The sequence below is a fragment of the Spongiibacter thalassae genome (assembly GCF_012272835.1).
Lineage (GTDB): Bacteria > Pseudomonadota > Gammaproteobacteria > Pseudomonadales > Spongiibacteraceae > Spongiibacter > Spongiibacter thalassae.
Genome location: NZ_JAAWWK010000003.1, coordinates 346,547 through 368,598, shown reverse-complemented (window position 1 = coordinate 368,598; position 22,052 = coordinate 346,547). Strand labels below are relative to the sequence as shown.

The window sequence follows — 22,052 nt, the reverse complement described above, 5'->3', positions numbered from 1 at the left end:
TAGCCGCGAAATTAAAGAGACCGCCGTTTTTTTCATAGATCATCTGCTCGCATACTGATTGGCTGAGGCCGCAGGCTCTTCAGCGTAGTGAAAGTATTAAAAAGGCTTCCCGAACTTTGCTTCAATGGCTCTAACAGGCCATTCACAAGGCGGCTATAGCCGAGGATACTTACGTGAATTATCATTCTCAGGCTGCTCAGGGGCTTGTCTGGCGCCATACCCTGTTTCCAGCGAACCCAGTTATCTGCCCGCGCAAAGGTACATTGAACATAGTTCACCATAGTCGTTGGCGACTTGTCGCGCAATTGAAGGCCAACACTGGTGCGCCCCTTAAAGGCAACATGCATCGGGAACACGAACTCACGCCCTGCCCGTTCCATTATTACCGAAACATCCCTTTCCATCATCCCCGCGGCCTCGGGGCTTAACTCTACTCGAAGGCCACCGAGAGAAAAGTCTGCAACTTCCGCGTTCAGCAAAGTGCCGTTTTTCAACCTAACGCTTGCGGGTAAGCGCACAGACACACGGTGGTCCCGGCGTACCTGCTTCATTTCCCCGGCTACGGCAACGGCCCCGCCGAGAATAACCAGATTATAGGTTGCCCAAAACAGGTTCATTAGCACCGAGTTCACTTCATCACTTGGGCCTTCCAGCAAGCGCCATACACCTACCGCCAAACCTGCGATATTTAATAAAACCAACAATATATAGGGCTTTGACATCACCCAGTCGAAATATTTTTCTTCGATTAAGCCACCTTTGGCCGTAACGTTAAACGTACCTTTATGGGGCGCGAACATCGCCACCGTGGTGGGCCTGGCCACATACCACGACAGGACCGTTTCATACACCTCGCCCCAAAGCGAGTGCCGGTATTTCCCCTGAACCCTGGCATTTACCACCGAGGAATAAAGCATGTGGGGGAATACGTAGAGCAGTATCATCACCGCCGGCGCATAAATAATATACGTGTGTAGTAGCAGAAAGGCCAACGGTGCTGTCAGGAACACGATTCGCGGAATACCGGACATAAAGTGCAGCATGGAATTGAAATAGCAAAGTCGCTGCCTCCACTTCAGTCCTTTTCCTGTAAGCGGATTGTCTGTACGCAATATCTGCGCCATGCCTCGCGCCCAGCGGATACGCTGGCCGATGTGGGCCGACAGCGTTTCTGTTGCCAGCCCCGCGGCAACCGGTGCGCGTATATAGGCTGAGTTATAACCCAGACGGTGCATTCGCAATGAGGTATGGGCGTCTTCCGTTACTGTTTCGACGGCGATTCCGCCCACCTCTTCCAGCGGCTCACGCCGAATGACTGCACAGGAACCGCAAAAGAAGGTGCCGTTCCAGAGGTCGCTGCCGTCCTGAATCAAGCCGTAAAACAGCCCGCCCTCGTTAGGTACTTCACGGAAGTTCTCCAGGTTTCGCTCAAAGGGGTCAGGCGAAAAGAAATGGTGAGGGGTTTGCACCAGCGCCAGCTTGGGGTCGCGGAGGAACCAGCCCATAGATATCTGTAGGAAGGCGCGGGTTGGTATATGGTCACAGTCAAAGATCGCGACAAACTCGCCGTCGGTTTGCTTGAGCGCGTGGTTAATGTTACCGGCCTTCGCATGGGAGTTGTCGGGGCGACGCACGTAGCCGACCCCTACCTCGGCGGCAAAATCACGGAACTCATCGCGCTTGCCGTCATCGAGTATAAATATCTTGAGCTTATCTTCAGGCCAGTCCAGCCCCTGAGCGGCATATACCGTCGCCCGAACAACGTCGAGTTCTTCATTATAGGTAGGGATAAACAAGTCGACTGTGGGCCAAGTGCGATCATCGTCGGGCAGTTTTGTTGCGGGTCGTTTCAGCGGCCAGACGTTCTGATAGAAGCCCAGCACCAGCACGACCCACGCATAGAGTTCCGCAAGCAGCAAGCCTATACCCAGAGCCAAACCCAGGGGATCGTCATAGTTCAGCGTAGACGTTGCCCGCCACCAGATATAACGACAGGACGCCAATAGCGACAGCACCATCATCAACATGCCGGGAAAACGACCGGGGATGCGGTTAAGTATCAACAGTAAAATAAATAGCGTTGCGCCGAAGAAAAACTGCTGCATAGGATCAAGCGGCACGGTCACGCACAAAAAGCCAATTGCCAGGGTCAGCACGATCATCAAACCACCGCGAAGCCGTCCACCTTTTTTATCTACCTCTTGCCAGGGCATTTGGCGGAGGCCGCGACGCTGCGCTTCCCGCTGAAACTGGACTCGAACCCGGCGGCTAAAACGATTAAAGGCGTGGCTGATTTTGCCTATCCATGCGTCCGTCTTTGCGCGGAGCTCGTCGAGGGCAGAGGGTGAATATTCGCTGCGCCCAGGTGTCGACGCCTTGAAGAAAAACAACCACGCCAACTGGACAATCACCCGCAGGGGGTCAAGCCCTTTGATGTGCGTTATATCAATTTGCGGCAAGTAGACTTCGGGCATTTTCCATGCGCTCACACCAGCGAGCTTCTCGCGTAGGAAAATGGATGAAAAAACCAGCCACAGGCAAAGGGGGATGCGCCCGAGCAAGCCCAACTCCATGTCACCGACATAGTAGCGGTAGCGAGATTTTAGCAGAGGGAAAATATCCACCATTACGCTTTCGCCTTGAGCGTCGAGGTGCACCACAGCGCTAGTGCATGAAAGTCCTTGGCGGACTGACTGTCAGGTGCAGCCGCGATCACCGACTCAAAATAAGCCAATGAATCGGGAACTGAGTAATCCTGATGAATAGCCGTTGGCACTGTGTTTTGGGCAAATTGTTCGCGGATTAGTACCGCGAGGTCGCCAAACAACGGGACCTCAGGCTGAATGCAATTCATTATTACGTGGGTTTTGCTGTGCAGCACCTCTTCGCGGCGGCGCTTCAGTAAACTGTAGGATTGAATTTCCGGCCCACACACCAGCAGCTCGAGGTCACCGATGCCACCGATACCCAGGTGAGAACGATTAAGAGTCGTTGGCGCATCGATCAGTAAATAGTCAAACCCCTCCCCCGACAGATCTGCAATCAGCTCGCGCACGATTGACGGACGCTCGTTCAACATGCGTCGCAAAATCAGGTCCGGTTGTTGAGCAACGTGGCCAAAGGGGAGTACACAGCGACCGTCATGGGATTGAAATATGCTGTTGCGCGAGTCTTCTCCGTCCAGCGCGGCCCGCATCCAGCCACCGAGCTCGGTGACATGTACACCAAAGTGCGTGCCCAAAGCATTATCGCAATTCAGATCCAGCGAGAGTGTTTTAAAACCCTGAACCTGCAGGGCAGCTGCCAGATTGGCAGTTGTGGTGGTTGTACCGACGCCGCCATGGGCGCCGCTTAACAAAAGGCTATACACCGCTACAAGTCCTTACATCGGATCGATTGAGGTACTGACATCCGCTTTCAGCTATCGGTTTTTTAGAGTGGCGCACCAGCTTTGGGCCTACCAAAGTGCCACCGCCTGTTTATCGAGCGCCGTTCAATTCGGCCACTATCGGCCACTTTTTGATAATACGTTGAATGTCTTGCTGAACTCGACTTTCCTTGTAGGGCATTGCTCCGCGATCACCGAGCGAGAGAAGTACTTCCCGAACGTCTGCACCTACCCTGTTCGCATTGTTAAGTACGGGTGATTCCCTATCTTGGATCATTTCTTTTTCTTTCTCCACGCCCCACTCCAATTCTATCATTTCTGAGCAAATCCCTTTCGCAAGAGTAACATACATGCTGTACAGTAATACCACTAAACGCATACTATCGCGTCTAAAATGAGTTGCACTAGACAATGGCCATACTATTATACTTTCTATATAGTTTGTGAAGTGTATTCTTGACATTTTTACCATTTGTGGTCGCTACAGCCCAGCGCTCGGAGAAATTTCGCAATGCCAGAACAGGACATGCAGGTCACGCTGCGCCACTCATTGAAACAGGAAGGCCTGTATTGTCTGATGACTCATTCCGCTCAGGAGCTGATCGCACCTCTGACGAATCTATTGCATCGCGATAGTTTTTTGATTGTTCAAGATACTGCAAAGACTTTCAAAAAGAGCTTCCACCACAGCGAAGCGGCTCAAATTCATCTCCTGCTGGAGCGGAATGCAGAAACAACCTATTTTTTCGACGACACTAAATCCGCGGAGAAAATCCGCTTAAGAGGTCTGTTAAAGGACATCAAACGGCTACCTCTTGGGCGCAAGCAGCAGATCTGCGTCGTCCTTGACGAGCACTGCTTCGCCCGTAGCAGCGACGCTGAGTTACGCAGGGAACTTTCCGCCTGGAAGCGGTTTTGTTCCGAAAACGAACATTCCGTGCTGTTTATGATCCACGGGCAATACGAAACCCTGTGGCCCAGCCTGAAAGGCTGTAATGCAGTACTGATGGGCTTGGCCGCTCACAACCAGAATAACGACAACACGTTCAGCGTGGATGTCGACTTCTGGCACCTCCCCGATAATCTCATCGCCGATCAGGAATGGTTGTTTCATAGCGACCCCCATTCCTTCGTCGTCACCGACGGGGAGAAAGTGGGCAAGCACAATATTGAAGTGCTGAAAAGCACCACCGATTCGGACACTATTTTCACCCTGAGTGATATTTACCGAGACCTCTACCCGCGCCAACACGTTGTTGCCGATAAAACCAACAACCTGGAATTGGTCGCCAGCCTTCAGGAAAATATCAACGCGGCCACTGTGATACTGCGCTGCCGGAATACCAGCGAAATCGACGAGCTGGCCATTTTGGTCTACCAACTTCGCTGCCGCGCCGGTGAAAAACTGAAAATTGTTGTACGGGAAACCGATCGTTGTTTGCGCTCAGCCGATGAAGTGTACCTGCTTAATGCTGGCTGCAATCTGATTATCCCCTACAACGTAAAGGGCGCGCGGGTGCGTAACATGGTATCGGCCTTGCAAGGAATGTTGTTCAAGCGCTCGCTGCCACCCACTCTGTCCAAACTGAGCGAAATGCGGCCTTACTCTCGCTTTCATGGTTATTGTGAGCCACAGGATTTCGTACGCTATGTTCAGCGTGCCTTCGGTAACACCCGTTACGGTGAAATGACCCACTTGCTTATTCAGCTTAAACCGCTGGAGGGGATATCCCTGGAGCAAACGCTCGGTCTGTGCCGCTTACGTCGAGAGGGAGACCTGCTAACCATCGCTAACGATATGGTCTATTTGTTCCTTTATGCCTGCGGTATCGACGATGTGGACACGGCTCTGCACAACTCGCTTGAACTGCCGGTTAACGACATTTTCAGCGGGCGTCAGGTGTATCACCAGCCGAACACAATCAACAGCGAGTTGAAACAGATAGGCAAATCCGAAGTTGCCATCGATACCGAGCGAGCCAGGGACCTGCTGGACGCACGCGACCCCAAGGGCGAGGTCAACGCACAGAAAGTGGAACGGGGTTACCGCTTCGCCAAGCGCCGGACCTACACCGGCGAAAACCTGCACTGAGTTGCGGACGCCTCTAAATTGACTGGGTGGTAATTACAGGGTTTCACAATGACAATACACAGTTTTCTGAGTACGCTTTTTATCGGTTTGGCATCAGGCTTTCTGTTTGGCTATTTCTTTAGGGAAGTCGCAGCATGGATCGTGCATTTTCTTGATACCCACACTGAGCCTGCCCATCTGCGCCGCTACAAACTGGGGCAGGACGATAATTCCAATAGCAAAAAGCCTAGCGTTAAGGACTAAAATTAATGAAAGCGACAGCGCCCCTGCCGTCTCCCGATAGCACATTACGTCTGCCTGAACTCGCCGCTTGGAATTTTTATTTTCTCGCGAAACTTGCACTTTATTTTGCCGGTGTAATCGACTTCCATCTTCTCGAAAATCTCGCTTTTGCCGCATTTTTGCTGCTCCCTCTGCCTCTCGCACTCGCGCGGCTGTTGCGCCAGGTCATCGCCATTGTCATCGGTTTGTGGCTGCTTCACTATGATTCCCATATGCCGCCCTTGTCGCGACTTTTTGCCCAGATGGAACAGCTCAGCACCTTTGAGGCCGACTACCTGCTGGAATTGGTGCTACGCTTCCTGCCCGTCAATGTCGTGATGACCATGCTGGTGGGGATTGTCGCCTACCTGATAGCGAATCGTATATTCCGCATGACCCCCGTGGTACTGGTCGCCATGCTCAGTATTTTGGTTTTCCGCCCCGCAGATACCAACAACAGTGCGGTAGCGACGGCCCCGCAAACTGTAGCGAGAGCAACCAATACCCCCACAGACTTAAGCGATGCAGGCCTGAATGAACGGCTGGATCAATTTTTCTCCAGCGAGAAAAATCGTCAGGTAGCCTTCCCCAATATTGCGAACAATCAAGCCGATTTCGACATTATTTTCCTTAGTGTTTGCTCCTTATCCTGGGATGACATGGAGGTCGTTAACCGGCTAAACCACCCATTGATGAGCGAGTTCGATATACTCTTTGAGCAGTTTAACTCCGCAACAAGCTACAGTGGCCCCGCCCTGCTGCGCCTGACAAGAGCCAGCTGCGGCCAGCCCGCACACCAGGATCTCTACGAAGACGTTGACCCCTCCTGTCTGTTGTTCGAACAGCTGGAATCCCATGAATTCGAATCCGCGCTGCTTATGAACCACGACGGTAAATTCGACAGCTTTCTTGAGCGCACCCGTCAATACGGTCGCATAGATGCGGAGCTTTTCCCGCTGCGCGGATTTGAGCGCGCCCAGAAGGCCTTTGATGGTACGCCGATATTCCGCGACAGGGATGTGCTTGAACAGTGGTGGAAGACTCGTTTAAACAATCCTGCAGGTAAGGTCGCTGCAATTTACAATACGCCAAGCTTGCACGATGGTAACCGTATCATTGGCGAAGAGGCCCTGTTTGGAAACAAGAGCTATGCCCGCCGTCTGGACATTCTGTTCTCGGATCTTGGCCAGTTCTTTAAAACTCTGGAAGCATCAGGACGTAACGTTGTAGTGGTAATGATTCCGGAACACGGTGCCAGCCTGCGCGGGGACTCTACACAAATTTCCGGTATGCGGGAAATTCCCACACCCTCCATTACCCATATTCCAGTGGGCGTAAAAATTATTGGCCCGAATATCCGTCGCGCTGGCGACCCTGTCAGGGTTGGTCAGGCCAGCAGCTTCCAGGCGCTGGGACAGATTGTTGCGAATATATTGGAGTTCAAGTTGTTCAATAACCAGCAGTACCGCGCGGAAGACTTGACCTTGAACCTGCCTGAGACCGATCCTGTTTCTCAGAATGATGGTAGTACGGTGATGCAGATCGGCGGCAAGGCCTACCTCTCACTGGACGGAGAGACCTGGACGCCCTACCAATAACAAAATGAGCATACAAAAAACCGCGCATAAGGCGCGGTTTTTTGTATCGGCTTTTCCTGCGCGCTTCAGTAAAACATCTCGGTATTTTTGTCGTTAACCTGCTGATTAAGCGTCCAATAGTCATAGATGACGCCGAATAGGAACAGGCCCCCGGTAAGCAAATAAAGTACACCGGTGATGTATTTACCCAGGTACATGCGATGAAGGCCGAAAATACCCAGGAAGGTCAGCAGCACCCACGCCAGGGTATAGCTGTGGCTGCCTTCAATAAAACGGCGGTCTGCCTCGCGCTCCATGCCGGGGATCAGAAAAAGGTCGACAATCCACCCCACTAAAAACAAGCCGAGCGTAAAAAAATAGATTGTGCCACTGATCGGTCGCCCCAGATAAAAGCGATGTACCCCCATAAAGCCAAATAGCCAGAGAACATAGGCGACGTATTTGTTGTGGGTATCGTTGACAGAGTCCATAAGTATTCCTGAGTTAGTTGTGCGCCAGGGGCAATGCCGAAATTTATGCGTGCCCCAGGGTAAATATTACTGACACGGGTTCTGTTGCCCCGTCGAAACAGGGCTCGGTGATTTGCTGTAACTGCCAGCCAGTGGCTGAAAACAAGGAAAGCCAATCCTCAAGCGTGCGAAAATACCAGGGCACTGGCTCCGCAAAGCCTTCGGCGACAGCCGGAGCCAGCCCCTGCCAACTGCCCTCTCGCCAGCCCGAACAGTAGTCGCCAGGTAAAAAACAGGGGTGCAGCGTTTGCACAATCAAGTGCCCCCGACCTGCCAAGCCATGGGGAAGTGCTTGTAATAAGGGGGATAGCGATTCCCCCAAAAGTGAAAAATTACATACAATGACATCTGCGTTGACATCGCTCAACAGAGTCGGTGATGCCGCTATTTCATCGTAGGCGTGGCAGCGGTAATTGCCGAGCTCTTTATCAGCTGAAGCACTATTGGCAAGCGCTACCAGGTCTGCCGCCCCGTCGATCCCCACCCCGTAGACCTGACGTTCGGCCAAGCGACGGAGTAGCCAACCCTCCCCGCAACCGATGTCGAGTACACGCCGAGGCGAAAAGCGAAGCACCGCAGACAATATCGCCTGATCGGTCACTTCACGACGACTTTTTATTACCCCTGCACGAACGGCTTCTGCCCACGGACGGGCATTGTTTCGCCACCCGGTAATAATGGCGTGCTCCTGATCTGCTGATTGCATCAGCTAGCCCCCTTCCCTGTTGTGTACTATCAATTAAAAAACAACGCCGCCCAACATGATAAACTTGATTTCAAGCGTTAACTGAGCGGTGTGTATGCCTACGCTATTCTTCGACGGACAAGCCTATCAATTGCGCGACGGTGAGTCAGTACTCCACTGCCTTTTGCGCCACCAATGCCGTATCCCCCACAGCTGCCAGGCCGGAATATGCCAAAGCTGCGTGATGGAGGAGCGTCCGCCCTCCACGCAGTTACGCAAGGCGCAGTCCGGACTGAGTGACCGGCAACAGCAGCAAGGCGCCTTTCTCAGCTGTCGCCTTGTGCCGTTATCTGATATGACCATTGCCCTACCCCAGCGGCGCAACACCTGGCTGGATGCCCACCTGACCGGGCGCGAGCAACTTGGTGATGACTTTTACAAGGTAACATTAAGTGCACGCTGCACGTGGCAACCGGGCCAGTATTTTGCACTGTCCTGTGAAGGCCAACAGCAGCGATTTTTTTCCCCCATCGGCAGTGCCAGCGCCGGTGATCTTACTCTTCTGGTTCGATACCGCCGCAATGGCGCGATCAGTTCTCGACTTATTCGGGGGATGGCGATAGGTGACACCATTCAACTGCGTGGGCCATTGGGAAACTTTTTACTGGATGAGCGAGATGATGGTCGCCCGATCCTGTTTTTGGGGGAAGGTACTGGTATTGCGCCGTTGCTGTCGATGGCAGAACGTGTTCGGGAACAGGACACGCAGCGAGTCATGCACTTTTTGGCCACCGCTGAGCAGTCGGAGTTCGCAGCGGCGCTGGAAAGCCTTGGTCATCATCGCGACGGGGCTGCCTCCTTCCCGCGATGGCTTTCGCCGGAAAGTATCGCAGATGGGGTCGCGGCGCTGGGCCCGTTAAGTGAATTTGTAGTGTACCTCTGCGGGTCACTGTCGTTTATTCAGCACTGGCAGCGACACTGCTTTCTGAAGGGCGCGGCCCGGCCCCGAATTCACACTGAAACCTTTCTCGACCTCAGTGCGGTGGAATAGGCCGTACAAACCGCCGCCAATTACTGAAAATCGGCAATTGGCGGCGTATCGGGTCAGAGGAACTTCTTACCGGACTGGGCGTAGTCAAGCAGTAACTCTGGCGGTGCAAACACCTCTCCGTAGCGACTGGCCAACTCTCTCGCACGCTCGACAAAGGCTGGTGCACCGTAGGCATTGATCGCCTGGAATACCCCTCCGGTTTGGGCGGGAAAACCTATGCCCATGATAGAACCGATATTGCCATCGGCCACGCTGGTAACCACGCCGTCCTGCATCGCTCGCACCGCTTCAAGGCACTGACTGAACAGCAGACGATCACGAATATCGGCGTAGGGAATATCGCGGTAACCCTGTGGCGCGAAAGCCTCCTTCAGTCCAGGCCATATCCTTTTCTTGCCCCCTTCCGGATAATCGTAGTAGCCGCCGCCGTGCACTTTCCCTCGACGGCCGTATTCATTCACCATTTTATCCAGTATGCGCGACGCCGCGTTGTCCTGCCACGTATTGCCTTGGGCAAGAGCATCGGCCTTCGCCTGCTGGCCATTTTTATAGGCGGTTTCCTGGCTGATTTCATCGATTGCCGCCAATGGGCCCACCGGCGAACCGTTGTCACGGGCCGCAGATTCAATCAATACCGGGTTAACGCCCTCTTCGAGCATCTCTGCGCCCTGGGAAATGGTCTGGCTGATGACTCTGGTGGTGAAAAAGCCGGGGGCGTCATTCACCACAATGGGTGTTTTACCCAACTGCTGGGCCAGGTCAAAGGCCTTGGCCAGGGTGTCGTCACTGGTGTGTTGCCCGCGAATGATCTCAACCAGCGGCATTTTCTCCGCCGGAGAAAAGAAGTGCATACCGATAAAGTTACTGGCTCGGCTGCTGGCCTCGGCCAACTCGCTGATCGGCAAGGCTGAGGTATTCGATGCGAATACCGCGTGCTTGGCCAGCACCGCCTCCGCTTCCCGGGTAACAAGAGCTTTCACCGAGCGGTCTTCAAATACCGCTTCAATCACCAGGTCGCAGTCCGCCAGCAGCTGATAATCTGCTGTTGGTGCGATCCGAGCCAGATAGTCGGCTTTCTGTGCTTCGGTTAGCTTCCCTTTACTGATGCCCTTATCGTAAAAGGCCTGCGCGTAGTAGGCACCCTTTTCAGCTGCTTCTTCGTTGATGTCCTTAAGTACGACATCAATGCCCTTTTGCGCGGCCAGAGCGGCGATGCCCGCGCCCATTTGCCCGGCCCCCAATATTCCCAGTTTTCTGCAGACGAATTTTTCTGGCGCTGAAGGGCGGCTGGCCCCCCGGTTCAGGGCCTCCATCTGGACAAAAAAGGCCGTCATCATATTTCGCGCCGTTTGGTCCAGCAGCAGGCTGAGGAAGTAACGACCCTCGATTTTCTGGGCGGTATCGAAGTCTACTCTCGCGGCATCGACCACACAGGCAAAAATCGCGTTCTGTGCTGGCATCAGGTTTTTCGTCTGTACCATCACGTTAGCCGGGCCAAAAAACGTAAGTCCCTGATTTTGCGGGTCATCAGGGCCGCCTCCTGGAATGGTATAGCCTTCTTTGTCCCAGGGTTGGGCTGCTTTTTCCTCTGTCTCCGATTGCGCTTTAATCCACGCCTTCGACTTGGCGTGCATATCCGCTTCGTCTTTCGCGAGCTGGTGGACCAGGCCCTTTTTCAGCGCCTGCTGAGCCTTGAGCCGCCGGCCCTGGCTAATCAGCCCGATCGCCTCCTGCATACCCAGTAGATAGGTCATACGCACGACACCACCGGCACCGGGCATCAATCCAATCATCGCCTCGGGCAGTCCCATTTGTACGCCCTCGATGGCGACGCGGTAGTGGCACGCCAGGGCAATCTCAAAGCCGCCACCCAATGCCGGGCCGTTAATGCCTACGGCGACCGGCACGCCGAGTGTTTCCAGAATACGCAGTGGCGCCTTGGTAGCCATTATTCCCTCGTACATACGGGTTTTTTCCGCCACAGGCGGATTGATATCCATTTCCAGCATTTCCTTGATATCACCACCGGCAAAGAACTGCCCGGGCTTGCCACTGCGCACATAGATACCGGTAATGTTCCCCGCTGCAACCATGTCCTGTACTTTGGCAACGGCGGCACGCATTGCCTCGTCGTACTCCGCGCCCATGGTATTCACGCTTTTACCCGGCTGATCGAAGATGAATTCAACGATGCCGTCATTGTCTTTTTCTAATCGGATGTATCTCATTTCACAACTCTCTCGATGTCTTGAGGGCGCTCGCCGGCGCCGCTATACCCGCTCAATGATTGTCGCAATACCAATGCCGCCACCAGCACACAGCGTGACCAGACCGCGCTGCAAATCACGCCGCTCCAATTCGTCCAGCAGTGTTCCCACCAGCATCGCACCCGTTGCACCAATGGGATGGCCCATGGCGATAGCACCACCGTTAACGTTGATTTTGTCGTCGGCTATGCCCAGGCGGCGTTGAAAGCGCAGGACGACTGAGGCGAAGGCTTCGTTGAGTTCGAAGAGATCAATATCGTCTACCGAAAGACCGGCTTTGCGCAGGGCCTTTTCGGTTGCCGGAACCGGGCCATCCAGCATGATGGTTGGCTCACTACCCACAAGGGCACAGCTGACGATGCGCGCTCGGGGCTTGAGTCCCTGGTCGCGCCCTGCCTCGGCGCTACCGACCAATACCAGCGCGGCGCCGTCGACAATGCCTGAAGAGTTACCGGCAGTGTGTACGCAATGGATATTGTCCAGGTCGGGGTATTTCAGCTGGGCAACGCCGCCGTGACCGAAATCGTTGAACATTTGAAAGGCCGGGGCTAATTTCGCCAGGCCAGCCATTGTTGTATCGGGGCGGATCAACTCGTCGTGATCGAGAACAGTGATGCCATTCATGTCTCTCACCGGCACCAGCGACGAGAAATAGCCCTTGTCCCGAGCAGCAGCGGCACGCTGCTGTGAGCGTTGGGCGTAGGCATCCAGTTCTTCGCGGCTGATACCATCCTGGGTGGCAATCATATCCGCGCCAAGTCCCTGAGAGATGAAATAGGATTTCATCGCCACCCTGGGGTCACCGGTTGCACCCCCGCTCGCGCCGATGCCCAGCCGCGACATGGACTCAACGCCGCCGGCGGCGACAAGGTCTTCATAACCAGAGGCAACCTTCGCCGCCGCTAGATTGACTGCGTCCAGCCCCCCCGCACAGTAGCGATGCAACTGTGCGCCAGTGGTGATATTGTCCCAGCCGGAGTAGACCAGAGCGGCCTTGGCGATATTCTGCCCCTGCTCCTTTACCGGTTCGCCACAGGCGAGTATCAGGTCCTCTACCTGCCGCGTATCGAGATCGAGACGGGCCTGAAGGCTCTCCAATAAGTTGGTGACCAGATCAATAGGTTTGACTTCGTAAAGTGCGCCCCCGCGTTTGCCTTTGCCCCGAGGGGTGCGAATCGCGTCATAGATAAAAGCGTCTGCCATGCTGTGTCCTGCCAGAAGTGTAATGTCGGCGCATAGCATCGCGTGGGGCCGGCTACAGCGACAATAACATTAGCGGTCAAGAGGCTGGCAGAATCAGGTATTTATATTATAAATCAAATAGATAGAGTGGGTTTATGAACTAGTCGTCAGCACAGCGTTCGCGATTTCGGTACTCGCCCGGGGTCATCGACGTCCATTTTTTGAAGCAGCGGTGAAAGGCCGAGGGGTCGGTAAAGCCCATGAGCGCCGCGACGGCATTGATCGACAACTCTGAATTACTGAGATAGGCCTTGGCCGCTTCACTGCGACATTCATCCTTAAGCTGCTGAAAACTGGTACCTTCCTTTTTCAGCCGTCGGCGCAGGGTCGGCGCTGAGGTATTCAGTGCCTCGGTGATTTGCTCAAAGCTGGGGAAACCCTGGGAAAAATCCTGGCCTATCATCGCCCTCACGCGATTGACCGCACTGTCGTCGTTGCGCCCTCGGTCCATCACCATCAGGGGATAGGGAGCGTTGCGCAAGAACTCCTTCAAACTGCGTTCGTTTTGCACAAGCGGTAAACTGAGGTATCGAGTATCGAACACGAATTCGTCCCGCAACTGACCGTAATACACCGGGCAATTAAACAGCTTCTGGTATTTTTCGACCCGTCCCCGGCCCGCCGGCGCCTGACCGGCAAAACGCACCTCTTTCAGCTCGATATGACTACCCACTAACCAGCAGAAATAACGATGCCAAATGGACAAACTGTAAAGGTCGGAGGCGTCTACCTGATCGCCCGCAAAGGCTTTTTTCACACTGCCGTAGCCAACAATGGCGTTATCGCGCCGAGTATCCATGTGGATATGGGCATCGGCGTCATAAAAAGTGTGGAAAAACTCACAGGCCCGTCTGATTGCTTTGTCGAGATTCTCGCAGCTCAGCAGGCAATAGCACATCATGCGGAACGCCCCAGGGGTGACATCCCGCCCCAGCATCAAGCCAAAGGCCTCGTCCTGAATGACCCTCATCACCTGCTGATAAAGACGGGTGTATTGCATCGCATTGATGTGGGATTCATAACCGCGGGATCGTGTATTAGCGGGATCGAAGGGAATTCCTGCGGCGCTGAGTAGTTGATTAGCGTCAAAACCTCGCTCAGTGGCGAGGTTTATCAATGATCGGGCAAATCGACTCGGCACCGCTTCAAGATTCATAAGTACTCGCAGTTTCCCCACACACATCACATATTTATGGATCCGATGTTACCACCGCCCCCCGCACTCTGCTAAGTTGTGAACATAACGTAATAAAGCGTAGGGGCTGGTATCAACGTATCATGGTGCCGGGAAAATTATGGCTGAAGACAGATTCGATCTTTTTCTGACCGGGCAGCTGGCGATGGGTTGCGACCGCAACCGCGCGGTCGCGCAGCTCGCGAAGCTGTTTAAACGCCCCCCTGAGCAAATTGAAAAATTGCTGGTGGGTAAACCCACCCGCGTTCGCAAAGCGATCTCTGGCGAAGAAATCAGCCGCCTGCAGCTTGCCTTTGACAAACTGGGCATATTGACTGAGTCCCAGCCTGCAATAAGCGCCTCGCCCCAAGCTGCGGCGATTGAACGCCATGCCGCGGCAGCTCCACCGGAAGCCCTGTCCCTTTCCCCTGTGGGCAGTCCGGTATTGCGTGAAAATGAACGCAAAACTGTTGCTCCACCTGTTGTCAACACCAGCCATCTCAGCGTTAGTAGCGGTGACCCTGTTAGCACGACAGCGCGCGCGAGCGCCCCGCCACCGCCTGATGTGAGCCACCTGCAACTCCTGCAGCCCGGCACCGCGCCAGGCGGCCACAGCGGTGGCCCCGTTCAAATAGATCTCGATGAGTTGTGCGGGGGAATAAGCCTCGCCCCGGCAGGCAGTCAACTTGGTGTAGAGCGGGAAGAACGCTTTCCGCCTCCACCCGACACCTCCCACCTTCGCTGTCACTGACTATCAAATTGCCCGGGCGTGGCTTGCCGAGGCATTCTGCCGTGGTAGACGGACAACAATCCGCAAGCCGGGATGATTATCCTCCAGCTCGATAAAGCCATCGTGCAGGCGCACCACTGCCTGTACCAGGCTCAAGCCCAAGCCGTTACCCGGGTGCTGACTGCGACTGCCCTCCACCCGGAAAAATCGCTGAAACACCTTCTCTTTATCCGCTGCCGGAATACCTACCCCGGAGTCTGCAACCGTAATTTTAAAGGCCTTTGCATCGACTGACAGCCCGACATGGACCCGCCCCCCCTCGGGAGTGTATTTGATCGCGTTATCGACCAGGTTGGCGACTGCCTGAAACAACAGGTTGCGATCGCCGTGAAATTTTCCCACCCGAGCCATCGCGGTGTTGAACTGCTGTTCCTTGTCACTGGCGAGGGGCTCGTAGAGCTCAATAACGTCTGACACCAGGGTGCACAAGTCCACCTCGCCAAAGCCCGAGCGTCGGTTGCCGGATTCGACCTGGGCAATGCGTAACAATGCACTGAACGTACCCAGCAAACCGTCGGCTTCTTCAATCAAGGCCTCGACCTGCTCCCGGTTCTGCGGGTTATCACAGTCATCGTACAGCTCGCTCAGGCGGTTGCGCAGCCGGGTAAGTGGTGTGCGCAAATCGTGGGCAATATTGTCCGACACCTGCCTCACTCCGGTCATTAGCACCTCGATGCGGTCGAGCATCTGGTTAACGTTTACTGACAGGCGCCGAAAATCGCCGGTGCTGCTACTGATGTCGATGCGCTCGGAGAAATCCCCCGACATAATCCGCAGCAGGGATTCGTTGATCGCCTCAATGCGTTTCAGGCTCAGTCCCGCCATGATCGCGCCGCCAATTGTGCCGAGAATAATGGTCGCCACCATGCTGCGAATCAGCGCGCCAGCGACCAGGGTGGTACTGTTCAGTACGTCGGCATAGTGCCGGGCGACCAACAGATGCTCGCCGCTTTCGAGCCGCGTTGAGCGCGCGATAAATTCGGTGTTAACCGGATCGGCAATTTTGGTGAGCGAAGCAAAATCAAATCCCAACCAGCCGCCGCGATACTCCTTGGTATTGGGCCATTCCTCAAGATTGCCAGCAACCTTGTGTCGTTCGCTGTCGCCCACATAATAGAAAAAACGAATCAGTCGAGTCGGGCCGCTGCGAACCTCGACAAAGCGATCGACCCCTTCTTCACCGCCCTCTTCATAGGCCTCGCGCAGCTCTTTGAGCTCGACCTCAACTGAACGGTGCACATCGCTGAAAAAATCGTAGGCGATGAAGGCGTAAATAAGCATCAATACCAGCAGCACGGCAACGCTTAGCCATGCGACATAGCCGACCAGAAAGCGAAAGGTGAAACTGGTAAATATTTTATTCAGCATCATCCAGCATGTATCCGGCGCCGCGAACGGTGCTCAGCAGCGGACGATCAAAGCCCTTGTCTATTTTTTGGCGAAGGCGGCTGATATGAACATCGATGACATTGGTTTGCGGGTCGAAATGGTAGTCCCATACGTTTTCCAACAGCATGGTGCGAGTAACGACCTGGCCGGCATGGCGCATCAGGTATTCGAGTAACTTGTATTCCCGCGGTTGCAAGTTGAATACCTGCCCGGCGCGGGTGACCTTGTGGGCCAGCAGATCCATTTCCAGGTCGGCGACTTTCAGTCGGGTGACCGTTGAGCTGGATTCGTGGCGTCGCATAATAACTTCGATCCGGGCCAGCAACTCGGCAAAGGCGAAGGGTTTAACCAAGTAGTCATCACCACCGGCCTTCAGGCCCTTTACCCGGTCGTCCACCTCACCCAGGGCACTGAGGATAAGCGCTGGAGTGGAATCGTTGGCCGCACGCAGGGTCTGAATAATGGTTAGCCCATCCACATTGGGTAACATGCGGTCGACAATCAGCGCGTCAAACTCCTCCGTGGTGGCTTTGACCAACCCGGTTTTTCCGTCACTGGCGTGCTCAACGGTGTAGCCGCTCTCTTTCAATCCCTTAACGATATATTCCGCAACACTGAAATCATCTTCGATCAATAATAAACGCATGCGTGTTTTATACCCTGGCTATTATTCTACTCAGGCAAGGACTGCCGTCACTCCCGTTTGGTGTCGCAACCCCTGCTGAATTTACGGGTAAAGAGAGTGACATAGCCTTATCCGACTGTCTATGGCTGGCAAGCACTGTCAGCGAGTATCAGTCTGTTATAATGCGCCGCCTCGACTTCAAGGAAACCTCCATGCGGACTACTGAACCCACTTATGCCAGCCCCTGGCGGCGCTTGGCGGCAATCGTTTACGACGGCTGCCTGTTGTTCGGCGTGCTTTTTGTTGCATCGCTAATTCCGGCCTTGCTGATGAATACGGCAAATCTGGGGCAGTCCCCCGCTACCGATAGTGTGGTTCATGAATTGAACACGCCACTTCACGGGGCGTTTTACCAAGCCTATCTAGTGGCGCTGACCGTTGGCTTTTTCGGCTTTTTCTGGCGAAAAAATGGCCAGACTCTGGGAATGCAGGCCTGGCGCCTGAAACTGGAAACCGTTGATGGAGGCCGAATTTCCTGGCCCCGATGCGCCGCCAGAGTGGTTGCCGCCTTCGTTTCGCTGGGTTTGTGTGGCCTGGGTTTTTTCTGGATATGGATCGATAAGGATCGGCTCAGCTGGCACGACCGCCTGTGTGGTACCCGCCTTCGCGTCTTGCCCAAAGCAGAAAAAAGCTGATCAGGTTCGGCGTGCCATCAACAGTACGCCAACAGCAAAACAGATCGCAATAGGCGCGATACTGGCCAATATCGGATCGAAGCCATAGACCAGGCTCGATGGCCCGAGGATGTCCTGGAGAGTGCTGAACACGATGCCCACCATCACCCCGACAAACACTCGAAAGCCCATCGTGACATTGCGCAGCGGCCCAAAAATAAAGGAGATGGCGACAAACACCATGCCCAGAATCGTCGCCGGCTGCAGCAGCTTATTCCAGAACGCCAGCTCGTAATCGCCCGCATTCAGGCCCTGTTTTTTCAAATAGCTGGCATAGCGCCATAGACCGCTGATCGACAAATCTGCCGGATCCAGTACCAGAATATTCAGCAGTTCGGGTGACAGTTCGGTATCCCAGGGGAGTTCGCTGTGACGCTGCTGCACTGCGCCTTTGTCACTCAGGGAGACGGCGCTGACATCCTCCAGGGTCCACTGTGAGCCGCTGAAATAGGCCCTTTCCGCGTAGCTGCTATTGACCAGTTGGCGCTGCTCATCAAAGGCATAAATACTGACACCGTAAAGCACGCCATTGGGCTGTACTGCATTAAAATGCATAAACTGCTTGCCCTCGCGATGCCACATACCGTGTCGGGAGTGCACGCTGGCCACTTTTTGCAGGGCAATCGCTCGCTGGCTTTCGGCAATTTGCTGGGCTGCCGGGGCAACATACTCGGCGACCAGCAAACCCAGTGCCGTAATCAGCAGCGTTGGTTTAATCACTGCCAGTACCAGCCGATAGGTAGAAATCCCCGCAGCGCGCATCACCACCAGCTCGGAACTACTGGCCAGGGCACCGAGCCCTGCCAGACAGCCCACCAATGCGGCAAAGGGCAGGTACTCGTAGAGAGCGCCCGGGGCGACCAGAGCAACGTATTTCAATACCGATACAAAGGTATAATCGCCACGTATTTCCTTTAATTCTTCAATCAGCACCGACAATAGGTCAATGCCGACAATAACCAACAGCACCAGGCAGATGGCGCCGGCAACGGTGCGGCCAATATAGCGATTTAATTTACGCACTCTTGCGTCTCCAGCCCAACCACCAATGGCGGTAGGCACTGTCCCGATACAACAGCACCAAACCTAGCAATAAAAATACGCCGTGGATCACCCACATTCCGGGAAACACCGGCCAGTCTCCCTTGGCGATGGCATCGCGCACCGCATTCAGCGCCACCAGATACACCATATACAACATGAATGCGGGGAACATCTTGCCGTAGCGGCCGCGGCGGTGGTCTGTTTTACTCAGGGATACGGCGATCAGTGCCGCAATTGGCACCAGCACACTCAATGAAATTCGCCACTGGACGGCAGCGATATCCTCCAGCCGGTCGCTGCCCCACAGTTCAGCGGTGCTCTTGCCGTCGAGTTCCTGGCGATAGGTTTTGACCTCTGGCTCGCGCATTAACTGACTCAGACGCTCGAAGCTGGTGAACTGGTAGTCGGCTTGCCCGGGCTCACCCACGTAGCGCACGCCATTGTCCAACACAAGGTGGCGCGCTCCGGTTTCCTCATCCACTTGAAACCGGCCACTGTCTGCCGCCACAACAGAGACAAAGGAGCGTTCATCGCCCTCGGCCATTTCTGCCTGGGCCATAAAAACGCCGGACATGGATTGATCGTCGCGATCAATCCGCTCGATATAGGTAACACGACCACTGGATTTATCGATACGAAACCGCCCTTCAACCGCGGCCTTTACCCCGATTTCTGCTCGGCTTTCTGCGAGTTCGGCAACATAGGCCTGAATGCCGGCGGGGCTTACCACCATACTGATATAGGCAACGATAGCTGCGACAAACAGAGCCGGTATCTGGGTATAGAGCAGCAAACGGCGCCTGCTCAGGCCACAGGCACTCATCACCGTCATTTCGCTGTCTACGTAAAGGCGACCGTAGGAAAGCAGAATACTGATAAACAGACCCAGCGGCAGTACGACCTCTAAAAATCCCGGCAGGCGGTACAGCATAATGAGAAACAGCACGTCAGGGGCAAAATCCCCCGAGGCAACCTGGGCGAGATATTTGACGAAGCGCCCACTCATAATGATGACCAGCAGTGTGAGGGTCACTGCGAAGACCGATTTCAGTACTTCACTGGCCAGATAGCGGAAAAGAATCAAAGACCTGAGGCTCCTTTGGGGACAGGTGGTTTCACGCGCAGATAATACCCTTTACACTATTTACGTTAAACCTTCGACGCGTTCAGTGATGGTGGCGCCACGTTCACCGACTATCGCACGATGTAATTCGAAACGTGGACGGCATTATTGCCTATCCCAGCGTCGTCCGCGACTTTTTATAAGTGAGACTATAAATGCAAATTAGCCTTAAACCAGGCAAAGACACCAGCAAGATCACCACCGATTGCCTTGTGCTGATCTGTAACGCTTCACTCGACGGTACGCTGGCGGCTATAGACACCGCCTGTCAGGGAACCATCAAGTCGTTGATTGAGCGTGGCGATTTTAATGGCAAGGTCGGCGACACACTCTATTTACCTGCTGTAACCGGGCTGCGCGCCAAGCGACTGGTGTTGATTGGCCGGGGCGATGGCGACACCGTCAGCGACAGCGACGTCGATAAAATGATTAATGCCGCCCTGCAGGTCGCCACGAAAAATCAATGCAAGGACGTGACGCTGCATTTCAACGACACCCAGGTTGAAAACCGTAAAGCTACATGGCTTTTACAGCGCAGCGCCGAGCTGATAGAAGTTGCCCAATACCGCTACACCGCCACCGTGAGCAAGCCGAAGCCTGCTGCGACCCTGCGCCGCGCCACCTTGATTGCCGCCAACACCGACGCCAACCGCAAATCTGTAGCCGCAGGCCAGGCGATCGGCCATGGCGTGAACGTCGCCAGAAATCTCGGTGACCTGCCCGGAAATATTTGTACCCCGGTATATCTCAGCAAGGAAGCCCGTAAACTGGCCCGCCAACATGAGGCGATCAGTGTAACGGTGCTGGATGAAAAGAAAATGCAGCAACTGGGTATGGGCGCCCTGCTTTCGGTCAGTGCCGGCAGTGACCAACCAGCACAGCTGATTGTCATTGAATACAAGGGCGGCAAGAAGTCCGACGCTCCCCACGCACTGGTTGGCAAGGGTATTACCTTCGATACCGGTGGCATCAGTTTAAAGCCCGGCGCCAAAATGGATGAGATGAAATACGACATGTGCGGTGCCGCCAGCGTCATCGGCACAATGTCGGCTATCGCCGAAATGGGCCTACCCTTGAATGTTGTCGGCATTGTTGCCGCCGCTGAGAACATGCCCAATGGCCGCGCCACGAAACCCGGTGATGTGGTGACCAGCATGTCTGGTCAGACCATCGAAATCCTCAACACTGATGCCGAAGGCCGACTGGTATTGTGCGATGCTCTCACCTACTCCGCCCGTTTCAAGCCGGCGTCGGTGATCGATATTGCGACCTTGACCGGCGCCTGCGTGGTTGCTCTCGGCAAACATGCGATTGGCCTGTACAGCAACAGCGACGAATTTGCCCGTGAACTGATTGACAGCGGCAACGCCGCCCGTGACCGCGCATGGCAGATGCCACTGTGGGATGACTACCAGCCACAGCTGGACAGCAATTTTGCCGATATGGCCAATATCGGTGGCCCTGAAGCAGGGAGCGTTACCGCTGCCTGCTTCCTGTCACGCTTCTGCAAGGACCTGCGCTGGGCTCATCTGGATATCGCCGGGGCGGCGTGGAATTCCGGTGCTAACAAGGGGGCCACCGGTCGCCCCGTTGGCTTGCTATGCCAGTACCTCCAGAGCAAAGCGGCGGGCTGAGCGGTTAATGACCCGGGTTGATTTTTACATACTGTCTACCGATGACCCCAGCGCCGCATTGCACTATTGCTGCCGTTTGGTGGAAAAGGCGGTGAATAGCCGCCACAGGGTGGTTGTTATTGCAGCTGACGACGCGGTTGTCACTGAGCTGGGCGAGCAGCTTTGGGGCTATCGCGCAGAGGCTTTTGTGCCCCACGGTCACGACGGTCGGCAGCTCGAGAGTGTTGCCATCCTGTCCGCGGCCGAGGCCGAGAGCCATTACGGCGACCACGACGATGTATTAATCAATCTGGGTGCCGAGGTTCCGGCGCTATTCAGTCGCTTTCAGCGCGTAGCCGAGCTTGTCTTTCAGCAGGACGAGCTGTTGCAAGCGTCGCGGCAGCGTTACGCTTTCTACAAACACCGGGGATACCCCCTTTTCAACCACAATATCCGTGTTTGAGGAC

The 22,052-nt window shown here is 54.7% G+C and carries 20 protein-coding genes; 8 read left to right on the top strand and 12 right to left on the bottom strand.

From position 1 onward, the window contains the following. Positions 1 to 32: 32 nt before the first annotated feature. The 3 genes from bcsA to HCU74_RS10420 all read right to left on the bottom strand — a co-directional run bounded on the left by bcsA (position 33) and on the right by HCU74_RS10420 (position 3,704). Positions 33 to 2,627: a UDP-forming cellulose synthase catalytic subunit gene (gene bcsA / locus HCU74_RS10430; protein WP_168450377.1), complete on the bottom strand. Its 2,595-nt coding sequence runs from the start codon at positions 2,625 to 2,627 to the stop codon at positions 33 to 35. Beyond that, a complete protein-coding gene (gene bcsQ, locus HCU74_RS10425) occupies positions 2,627 to 3,370 on the bottom strand; it encodes a cellulose biosynthesis protein BcsQ (RefSeq protein WP_168450376.1) in 744 nt (247 codons plus the stop codon). Before bcsQ ends, bcsA begins: the two co-directional genes overlap by 1 nt. 109 nt (positions 3,371 to 3,479) lie before the next feature. Further along, a complete protein-coding gene (locus HCU74_RS10420) occupies positions 3,480 to 3,704 on the bottom strand; it encodes a hypothetical protein (RefSeq protein WP_210425226.1) in 225 nt (74 codons plus the stop codon). A gap of 195 nt (positions 3,705 to 3,899) precedes the next feature. Between HCU74_RS10420 and bcsE the strand changes: the two genes are divergently transcribed. From bcsE to bcsG, 3 genes are read left to right on the top strand one after another with little or no spacing between them, the layout of a single operon-like run. Continuing rightward, positions 3,900 to 5,480 carry a cellulose biosynthesis protein BcsE gene (gene bcsE, locus HCU74_RS10415; protein WP_168450374.1) on the top strand — a complete coding sequence of 527 codons (1,581 nt, stop codon included), beginning with the start codon at positions 3,900 to 3,902 and terminating at the stop codon, positions 5,478 to 5,480. Positions 5,481 to 5,528: 48 nt separating this feature from the next. After that, complete coding sequence (locus HCU74_RS10410; protein ID WP_168450373.1) at positions 5,529 to 5,723, top strand: hypothetical protein; 195 nt, start codon at positions 5,529 to 5,531, stop codon at positions 5,721 to 5,723. 5 nt (positions 5,724 to 5,728) lie between these two features. Continuing rightward, on the top strand, positions 5,729 to 7,339 hold the full coding sequence (bcsG, locus tag HCU74_RS10405) for a cellulose biosynthesis protein BcsG (RefSeq protein ID WP_168450372.1): 1,611 nt from the start codon (positions 5,729 to 5,731) through the stop codon (positions 7,337 to 7,339). Between the two features lie 65 nt (positions 7,340 to 7,404). Here bcsG and HCU74_RS10400 read toward each other — a convergent pair whose 3' ends face one another. Continuing rightward, positions 7,405 to 7,809: an NINE protein gene (locus HCU74_RS10400; protein ID WP_168450371.1), complete on the bottom strand. Its 405-nt coding sequence runs from the start codon at positions 7,807 to 7,809 to the stop codon at positions 7,405 to 7,407. Between the two features lie 43 nt (positions 7,810 to 7,852). Beyond that, positions 7,853 to 8,554, bottom strand: coding sequence for a class I SAM-dependent methyltransferase (locus HCU74_RS10395; protein WP_168450370.1), 702 nt, complete (start codon positions 8,552 to 8,554; stop codon positions 7,853 to 7,855). A 94-nt stretch (positions 8,555 to 8,648) separates the two neighbouring features. Here HCU74_RS10395 and HCU74_RS10390 point away from each other — a divergent pair, with 94 nt between their 5' ends. Continuing rightward, positions 8,649 to 9,584: a 2Fe-2S iron-sulfur cluster binding domain-containing protein gene (locus tag HCU74_RS10390; RefSeq protein ID WP_168450369.1), complete on the top strand. Its 936-nt coding sequence runs from the start codon at positions 8,649 to 8,651 to the stop codon at positions 9,582 to 9,584. Between the two features lie 53 nt (positions 9,585 to 9,637). Here the strand turns inward: HCU74_RS10390 and HCU74_RS10385 are convergent, their stop codons facing one another. From HCU74_RS10385 to HCU74_RS10375, 3 genes are all read right to left on the bottom strand, one after another. Next, positions 9,638 to 11,812, bottom strand: coding sequence for a 3-hydroxyacyl-CoA dehydrogenase NAD-binding domain-containing protein (locus HCU74_RS10385; RefSeq protein ID WP_168450368.1), 2,175 nt, complete (start codon positions 11,810 to 11,812; stop codon positions 9,638 to 9,640). Between the two features lie 42 nt (positions 11,813 to 11,854). Then, positions 11,855 to 13,054 carry an acetyl-CoA C-acetyltransferase gene (locus tag HCU74_RS10380; protein ID WP_168450367.1) on the bottom strand — a complete coding sequence of 400 codons (1,200 nt, stop codon included), beginning with the start codon at positions 13,052 to 13,054 and terminating at the stop codon, positions 11,855 to 11,857. 139 nt (positions 13,055 to 13,193) lie between these two features. Then, the gene (locus HCU74_RS10375) at positions 13,194 to 14,249 is read right to left on the bottom strand and encodes an AraC family transcriptional regulator (protein ID WP_168450366.1); all 1,056 of its coding nucleotides are present in this window, start codon (positions 14,247 to 14,249) and stop codon (positions 13,194 to 13,196) included. 139 nt (positions 14,250 to 14,388) lie between these two features. On the opposite strand from HCU74_RS10375, the gene HCU74_RS10370 reads away from it, so the two are divergent. Beyond that, on the top strand, positions 14,389 to 15,018 hold the full coding sequence (locus tag HCU74_RS10370) for a hypothetical protein (protein WP_168450365.1): 630 nt from the start codon (positions 14,389 to 14,391) through the stop codon (positions 15,016 to 15,018). Positions 15,019 to 15,021: 3 nt separating this feature from the next. On the opposite strand, the gene HCU74_RS10365 is transcribed toward HCU74_RS10370, so the two are convergent. After that, positions 15,022 to 16,428, bottom strand: a complete 1,407-nt coding sequence (locus HCU74_RS10365) for a sensor histidine kinase (RefSeq protein WP_168450364.1) — start codon at positions 16,426 to 16,428, stop codon at positions 15,022 to 15,024. After that, positions 16,415 to 17,092 (bottom strand): response regulator transcription factor, encoded by a 678-nt coding sequence (locus HCU74_RS10360; RefSeq protein WP_168450363.1) that lies wholly within the window; start codon positions 17,090 to 17,092, stop codon positions 16,415 to 16,417. The genes HCU74_RS10365 and HCU74_RS10360 overlap by 14 nt, the downstream gene beginning before the upstream one ends. Positions 17,093 to 17,283: 191 nt before the next feature. Between HCU74_RS10360 and HCU74_RS10355 the strand changes: the two genes are divergently transcribed. Beyond that, a complete protein-coding gene (locus HCU74_RS10355; RefSeq protein ID WP_168450362.1) occupies positions 17,284 to 17,766 on the top strand; it encodes an RDD family protein in 483 nt (160 codons plus the stop codon). Here HCU74_RS10355 and lptG read toward each other — a convergent pair whose 3' ends face one another. Further along, positions 17,767 to 18,828, bottom strand: a complete 1,062-nt coding sequence (gene lptG, locus HCU74_RS10350; protein WP_168450361.1) for an LPS export ABC transporter permease LptG — start codon at positions 18,826 to 18,828, stop codon at positions 17,767 to 17,769. After that, positions 18,821 to 19,933: an LPS export ABC transporter permease LptF gene (gene lptF, locus HCU74_RS10345; protein WP_168450360.1), complete on the bottom strand. Its 1,113-nt coding sequence runs from the start codon at positions 19,931 to 19,933 to the stop codon at positions 18,821 to 18,823. The genes lptG and lptF overlap by 8 nt, the downstream gene beginning before the upstream one ends. 194 nt (positions 19,934 to 20,127) lie before the next feature. Between lptF and HCU74_RS10340 the strand changes: the two genes are divergently transcribed. Both HCU74_RS10340 and HCU74_RS10335 read left to right on the top strand, forming a co-directional pair. Continuing rightward, positions 20,128 to 21,606 carry a leucyl aminopeptidase gene (locus HCU74_RS10340; RefSeq protein ID WP_168450359.1) on the top strand — a complete coding sequence of 493 codons (1,479 nt, stop codon included), beginning with the start codon at positions 20,128 to 20,130 and terminating at the stop codon, positions 21,604 to 21,606. Between the two features lie 7 nt (positions 21,607 to 21,613). Further along, entirely contained in the window at positions 21,614 to 22,048 is a 435-nt protein-coding gene (locus tag HCU74_RS10335) for a DNA polymerase III subunit chi (protein WP_168450358.1), read from the top strand. Positions 22,049 to 22,052 lie beyond the last annotated feature (4 nt).

Coding starts and splice junctions, on each gene's coding strand:
- HCU74_RS10355 (WP_168450362.1), top strand. CDS start 17,284: ATGCGGACTACTGAACCCACTTATGCCAGCCCCTGGCGGCGCTTGGCG.
- bcsG (WP_168450372.1), top strand. CDS start 5,729: ATGAAAGCGACAGCGCCCCTGCCGTCTCCCGATAGCACATTACGTCTG.
- HCU74_RS10380 (WP_168450367.1), bottom strand. CDS start 13,054: ATGGCAGACGCTTTTATCTATGACGCGATTCGCACCCCTCGGGGCAAA.
- HCU74_RS10390 (WP_168450369.1), top strand. CDS start 8,649: ATGCCTACGCTATTCTTCGACGGACAAGCCTATCAATTGCGCGACGGT.
- HCU74_RS10360 (WP_168450363.1), bottom strand. CDS start 17,092: ATGCGTTTATTATTGATCGAAGATGATTTCAGTGTTGCGGAATATATC.
- HCU74_RS10335 (WP_168450358.1), top strand. CDS start 21,614: ATGACCCGGGTTGATTTTTACATACTGTCTACCGATGACCCCAGCGCC.
- HCU74_RS10370 (WP_168450365.1), top strand. CDS start 14,389: ATGGCTGAAGACAGATTCGATCTTTTTCTGACCGGGCAGCTGGCGATG.
- HCU74_RS10365 (WP_168450364.1), bottom strand. CDS start 16,428: ATGATGCTGAATAAAATATTTACCAGTTTCACCTTTCGCTTTCTGGTC.
- HCU74_RS10400 (WP_168450371.1), bottom strand. CDS start 7,809: ATGGACTCTGTCAACGATACCCACAACAAATACGTCGCCTATGTTCTC.
- bcsE (WP_168450374.1), top strand. CDS start 3,900: ATGCCAGAACAGGACATGCAGGTCACGCTGCGCCACTCATTGAAACAG.
- HCU74_RS10410 (WP_168450373.1), top strand. CDS start 5,529: ATGACAATACACAGTTTTCTGAGTACGCTTTTTATCGGTTTGGCATCA.
- HCU74_RS10375 (WP_168450366.1), bottom strand. CDS start 14,249: ATGAATCTTGAAGCGGTGCCGAGTCGATTTGCCCGATCATTGATAAAC.
- HCU74_RS10340 (WP_168450359.1), top strand. CDS start 20,128: ATGCAAATTAGCCTTAAACCAGGCAAAGACACCAGCAAGATCACCACC.
- HCU74_RS10395 (WP_168450370.1), bottom strand. CDS start 8,554: ATGCAATCAGCAGATCAGGAGCACGCCATTATTACCGGGTGGCGAAAC.
- HCU74_RS10385 (WP_168450368.1), bottom strand. CDS start 11,812: ATGAGATACATCCGATTAGAAAAAGACAATGACGGCATCGTTGAATTC.
- HCU74_RS10420 (WP_210425226.1), bottom strand. CDS start 3,704: ATGATAGAATTGGAGTGGGGCGTGGAGAAAGAAAAAGAAATGATCCAA.
- bcsA (WP_168450377.1), bottom strand. CDS start 2,627: ATGGTGGATATTTTCCCTCTGCTAAAATCTCGCTACCGCTACTATGTC.